Below are 5,522 nucleotides of genomic sequence, written 5' to 3' on the forward strand. Positions count from 1 at the left end.
TCGTCCAGGCGCACGTGTTCGTCGGCGCGCTTGGCGTTGGACTCGCGCACGGTGCGCGGGCCGGCGCCGTAGATGACGCCGGGGATGCCGCGCTCGACGTAGAGGCGCACGTCGGTGTAGAGCGGCGTGCCGACGGCGGGGATGGGTTCGCCGAAAACCTGCTCGCCGTGGGTCTGCAGGGCCTTCACCAGGGCGGCGTTGCCCGCCAGGGGCTTCATGGCGCGCGCCAGCAGCATGCGCTTGATCTCGACCCGCAGCGCCTTGCCGCCGCGCGGCGGGTCGAAGCTGGCCGCCGCTTGCGCGATGGTCTCGCGCAGCGCGGCTTCCACCTGCGCGGGATCTTCCTCGGGGATCATGCGGCGGTCGAGCTTGAGCACCACCTTGCCCGGGATGACGTTGGTGTTGGTGCCGCCGCTGATGAGGCCGACGTTGAGGTAAGGGTGGCTGATGCCTTCGACGTTGGAGCGCACCTGCAGGTAGTCGCGGTTGAGCGCGTACAGGGCGTTCAGGATGTGGGTGGCGCCCTGCAGCGCGTCGGTGCCGCTGTCGGGGATGGCGGCGTGCGCCATCTCGCCCTGCACCGTCACCTCGAGCTGCAGGCAGCCGTTGTGCGCCACCACCACCTGGTAGCTGAAGCCGGCGGCGATCATCAGGTCGGGCTTGGTCAGGCCTTTGGCGAGCAGCCAGCCAGGACCCAGTTCACCGCCGAATTCTTCGTCGTAGGTGAAGTGCAGCTCCACGCCGCCCTTGAGTGGCGCGCCGAGCGATTCGAGCGCGCGCAGCGCGAAGGTGAAGCTGGAGAAGTCGCTCTTGCTCACGGCGGTGGCGCGGCCGTACATCGCGCCGTCGACGATCTCGCCGCCGTAGGGGTCGTGGGTCCAGCCCTCGCCGGGGGGCACCACGTCGCCGTGCGCGTTCAGCGCGATGGTGGGACCGCCTTCGCCGAAGCGGCGGCGCACGATGAGGTTGGTGATGCTCTGCAGGCCGGCGGCCTTCACCTCGGCCTCGGGCACGGTGTGCTTCTCGGCGGCATAGCCCATGGGGGCGAGCAGTTCGGCGGTGCGCTCGGCGTGCGGCGCGTTGTTGCCGGGCGGCGAGTCGGTGGGCACGCGCACGAGTTCGCGCAGGAAGGCGAGCTGCTCGTCGAAGTGGGCGTCGATCCAGGCGTCGAGTTGGGTGTGGGCGGTCATGGTCAGGCGGTGTCTTTCGCGAGCTGCTCAAGGAGGTGGTCGAAGGCCAGCACGCTCAGTTCGATGTCGTCGCTGGTGCTGCTTTCCAGGGGGTTGTGGCTGATGCCGCTGTTTTCGCCGCGCACGAACAGCATGGCCTGCGGCATCACCTCGTGCAGCTTCATGGCGTCGTGGCCGGCGCCGCTGGGCATGCGGTGCACCGGCAGGCCCAGCGCGGCCACGGCCTTTTCCCAGCGGGCCTGCCAGTCGGGGTGGCTGGGGGCGGCGGAAGCGGCCATGGTGCGCTCCAGGCGCTGGCCCAGACCGCGGCGTTCGCAGATGGCGCTGAGCTCGGCGAGCACGTCGCGCTCCAGCGCGTCGCGCTGGGCGTCGCTGGGCGCGCGCAGGTCGAGCGAAAACTGGCAGCGCCCGGGCACCACGTTGATGGAGCCACCGGGCACGTTGAGCAGGCCGATGGTGGCGACCGAGTCGCCGTCCTGGGCGGCGCGCCGCTCCAGGTAGAGCGCGAGCTCGGCCACGGCGCAGGCGGCGTCGCGGCGGCGGTCCATGGGCGTGGTGCCGGCGTGGCTGGCCATGCCGATGACCTCGCCCACGTGACGCACGCCGGCGTTGATGGAGGTCACCACGGCCAGCGGCAGGCCCATCTCGTTGAGCACCGGGCCCTGCTCGATGTGCACCTCGACGAAACCCAGGTAGCGCGACGGGTCGCGGCGCAGCGCGCCGATGGCGTCCAGCGTGCCCGGCAGGCCGGCGGCGCGCATGGCGTCCTGCAGGCGCACGCCGTCGGCGTCGGTCTGGTCCATCCAGGCGGGGTTGAAGTCGCCGGTGAGCGCGCCCGAGCCCAGAAAGGTGGCCTTGTAGCGCTGGCCTTCCTCTTCCGAGAACGCCACGACCTCGACGCCGAAGGGCAGGCGCCGGCCGGCTTGGTGGAGGCGCTGCACGCAGGCCAGCGGCACGAAGATGCCGAGCCGGCCGTCGTACTTGCCGCCGTTGCGCACGGTGTCGAAGTGGCTGCCGGTGAGCAGGCGCTTCGCATCGGGCATGGCTCCGTGGTACACGCCGACCACGTTGCCCACCGCGTCGATGGAGACCTCGTCGAAGCCGCATTCGCGCATGCGCGCCATCAGCTCCTGCTGGCAGGCCTGGTGCGCGGCGGTGAGGTAGGTGACGGTGAGCTGGCCGCTCTCCTTGAACCCCGGGTCGCTGTGGCGCGCCAGGTCTTCGTGCCAGTCCCACACGTGGTGGCCCAGCGCGGGTTCGGCGCCGAACTTGTCGGCCAGGCGGATCTCGGCGATGCGGTGGATGTTGCGCAAGGCCTCTTCGCGCTCGAAGTCCACCGGGTTGTGCAGGCGGCGCTGGAAGGTGGCGATGATCTGCTGGCGCGTGAAGCCGCTGCCGCGCGGCCCGCGCACCGCGAGGATGAAGGGAAAGCCGAAGCGCGCGTTGTAGTCGGCGTTGAGCTTCTGCAGCGCCTGGAACTCCTCGGGCGTGCAGTGCGTGAGGCCGGCGCGGCTTTGCTCGCCCGTGCTTTCGCTGGTGAGGGTCTGGGCCACCATGGCCTTGCCCGCCAATTCCGGGTGGGCGCGGATCAGCGACAGCTGCTCGTCGCGCGTGGCCTGGGCCACCGCCTGCACCAAGGCCCACTTGAGTGCGGCCAGGCTGGCGAAGGGGCGCTGGGCCAGCGTGCGTTCCACCACCCAGGGCGAGTGTTCGTACAGGCCGTCGAGCAGGCGCAGGGCTTCGTCGGGCGCGGCGGCGTTGAAGGTGTCGAGCGTGAGGGCCATGGTGTCAGACCGTGAATGGGTGTTGGGCACGCCAGTGGCGCGCGATGTCCAGGCGGCGCGCGACCCACACGCGGTCGTGCGACTGGATGTGGTCCAGGAAGCGTTGCAGCGCGGTGAAACGCCCGGGCCGGCCGAGCAGGCGGCAGTGCATGCCGATGCTCATCATCTTGGGCCGGTCCAGGCCGTCCGGGTCGCCCTCGGCGTAGAGCGTGTCGAAGGTGTCCTTCATGTACTGAAAGAAGGGATCGGCGTGCGAATAGCCCTGCGGCAGCGCGAAGCGCATGTCGTTGCAGTCCAGGGTGTAGGGCACGATGAGCTGGTGCGCGTCGCTGCCGTCGCTCTTGCGCACCTTCATCCAGAAGGGCAGGTCGTCGCCGTAGTAGTCGCTGTCGTACTCGAAGCCGCCGAAGTCGGCCACCAGGCGGCGCGTGTTCGGGCTGTCGCGCCCGGTGTACCAGCCCAGCGGGCGCTGGCCCGTCAGCGCCGTGAGCAGGCGCATGGCCTCGGCCATGTGGGCGCGTTCGGTGGCCTCGTCCACGTTCTGGTAGTGGATCCACTTGAGGCCGTGGCAGGCGATGTCGTGGCCGAGTTCGGTGAAGGCGGCGCAGACCTCGGGGTGGCGTTGCAGCGCCTGCGCCACGCCGAACACGGTGAGCGGCAGGCCGCGGCACTCAAACTCGCGCAGCAGGCGCCAGACGCCGGCGCGCGAGCCGTACTCGTAGATGCCCTCCATGCTGATGTGCCGCGCGGGGTAGGCCGCGGGGTTGAACATCTCGGAGAGAAACTGCTCGGAGGCGGCGTCGCCGTGCAGCACGCTGTTCTCGCCGCCTTCCTCGTAGTTGAGGACGAACTGCACGGCGATGCGCGCGCCGCCGGGCCAGCGGGCGTGCGGCACATCGCGGCCGTAGCCGATGAGGTCGCGCGGGTAGGGGGCGGTGGCGTCGTAGGTCATGAAGGGGCTCAGGACAGGGCGAGCGAGAGGTCGTTGGCGGGCCGGGGGCGGTCGAAGGCCAGGCTGGCCTCGACGTGCTGCAGGTGCTCTTCCATCAGGCGCACGGCCAGGGCTTCGTCGCGACCGGCCAGTGCCTTGACGATGGCGGCGTGCTCGTCGCACGAATCGGCGGCGGCCTCGCTGCTTTGGTACATGAGCGTGATGAGCGCGCAGCGCGAGATCAGGTCGCGCAGCAGGTCCGACAGCACGCGGTTGCCCATGAGTTCGGCCATGCGCACATGGAAGTCCCCCAGCAGCTCGGTGCGGCCGGGCACGTCCTGACGGAGCACGGCCTGGCGCTCCTGCGCCAGGTGCTCGCGCAGGGCGCGCAGGGTGGCTGGCGTGGCCTGGCGGGCGAAGGCGCGGGTCATTTCCACCTCGAGCATGCGGCGCACGGCGAAGACCTGGCGGGCCTCGTCGGCCGAGGGCGTGGACACGAAGGCGCCGCGCGCGGGCTCCAGGCGGATGAGGCGGTTCTGGGACAGCTGGAACAGGGCCTGCCTGACCAGGGTGCGCGAAACGCCGAAGTGATCGGCGAGCTTCTGCTCGGCGAGCTTGGTGCCCGGGCGCAGCCGGTGTTCGACGATGGCGCGCGTGAGGGCGTCGACGATCTGGGCCGTGCTGGACGTTTCCATGCGCCGCATGATAGCCAGATTCGCGCCAAAGTGTATACACTTTCGGTCGACCAAATTCACAGGAGAACGCGGCCATGGGCTTGAGCACCCACGTACTGGACACGATGCACGGTTGCCCGGCGGCGGGCATGGCGGTGGCGCTCTATGCCACGCAGGGCGAGCAGGCGACGCTGATCAAGCGCTTCACGCTCAATGCGGACGGGCGCAACCCGGATGGCCCCTTGCTGGACAACGCCTCGCTGAAGGTGGGGACCTACCGGCTGGTGTTCGATGTGAAGGACTACTTCGACGCCCGCGGCGTCGACCTGCCGCAGCCCCGCTTCCTGGACCGCGTGGCGCTGGACTTCGGCGTGGCGCGGGTGGACCAGCACTACCACGTGCCGCTGCTGGTGAGCCCCTGGGCCTACTCCACCTACCGCGGCAGCTGAGCCGCCGCGGCGGCCGCGTGGCCGGCGCGCCGCCAACAAGAAGGCCCGCGCGAAGCGGGCCTTGAAAACGTCTCAAACCACGGAGATCACTTGTTGCGCTGTCCTTCGGTCAGCGTGTCGAGTTGGAAGTTGCCGCTCTTGTCCCAGAGCCACACGTCGGTGTAGGTGACGCGGCCCATGCGCACCGGCGCCGGGAAAGGAGCCGCGGCGCGCACCGTGCGCTCGATCTCGCGCATCACGTCGGGCGCGTGGCTGGGCGCCCGCATCCAGCTCACCTGGCGGACCTCGCCGATGTCGTCCACCTCGACCTGCAGCACGCCCACGGCGTGCAGCAGCGGCGGCAGCTGGCCCTTGTAGATGCGGTGGCCGTTGCGGGCGTAGATGTGGCGCGCGCCGTCCTTGCGGTAGTCGGTCGCCGAGGCGGCTTGCGAGATGAACTTGGGGGTGGGGCGCTGGCTCACGGGCGGTGGCGGCGGTGCGGGTACCGGCGCGGG

At 70.3% G+C, this 5,522-nt stretch carries 6 protein-coding genes; 1 reads left to right on the top strand and 5 read right to left on the bottom strand.

Annotated elements, in window-relative coordinates:
- From BGO22_RS19350 to BGO22_RS19365, 4 genes are all read right to left on the bottom strand, one after another.
- The coding region (locus BGO22_RS19350; RefSeq protein WP_286852251.1) for a M20/M25/M40 family metallo-hydrolase at positions 1 to 1,190 on the bottom strand (1,190 nt) is incomplete at its 3' end.
- Between the two features lie 2 nt (positions 1,191 to 1,192).
- A complete protein-coding gene (gene uraD, locus BGO22_RS19355; RefSeq protein ID WP_070397499.1) occupies positions 1,193 to 2,974 on the bottom strand; it encodes a 2-oxo-4-hydroxy-4-carboxy-5-ureidoimidazoline decarboxylase in 1,782 nt (593 codons plus the stop codon).
- A 4-nt stretch (positions 2,975 to 2,978) separates the two neighbouring features.
- Positions 2,979 to 3,926 (bottom strand): allantoinase PuuE, encoded by a 948-nt coding sequence (gene puuE / locus BGO22_RS19360; RefSeq protein WP_070397500.1) that lies wholly within the window; start codon positions 3,924 to 3,926, stop codon positions 2,979 to 2,981.
- Between the two features lie 8 nt (positions 3,927 to 3,934).
- Positions 3,935 to 4,609 carry a GntR family transcriptional regulator gene (locus tag BGO22_RS19365; RefSeq protein ID WP_070397501.1) on the bottom strand — a complete coding sequence of 225 codons (675 nt, stop codon included), beginning with the start codon at positions 4,607 to 4,609 and terminating at the stop codon, positions 3,935 to 3,937.
- Between the two features lie 65 nt (positions 4,610 to 4,674).
- Between BGO22_RS19365 and uraH the strand changes: the two genes are divergently transcribed.
- A complete protein-coding gene (gene uraH, locus BGO22_RS19370; protein ID WP_070397502.1) occupies positions 4,675 to 5,028 on the top strand; it encodes a hydroxyisourate hydrolase in 354 nt (117 codons plus the stop codon).
- Between the two features lie 86 nt (positions 5,029 to 5,114).
- Here uraH and BGO22_RS19375 read toward each other — a convergent pair.
- Positions 5,115 to 5,522 (bottom strand): hypothetical protein (locus tag BGO22_RS19375; RefSeq protein WP_286852252.1); only part of this gene is annotated, 408 nt, incomplete at its 5' end.

Source organism: Hydrogenophaga sp. 70-12, assembly GCF_001897365.1.
GTDB classification, from domain to species: domain Bacteria; phylum Pseudomonadota; class Gammaproteobacteria; order Burkholderiales; family Burkholderiaceae_C; genus Hydrogenophaga; species Hydrogenophaga borbori.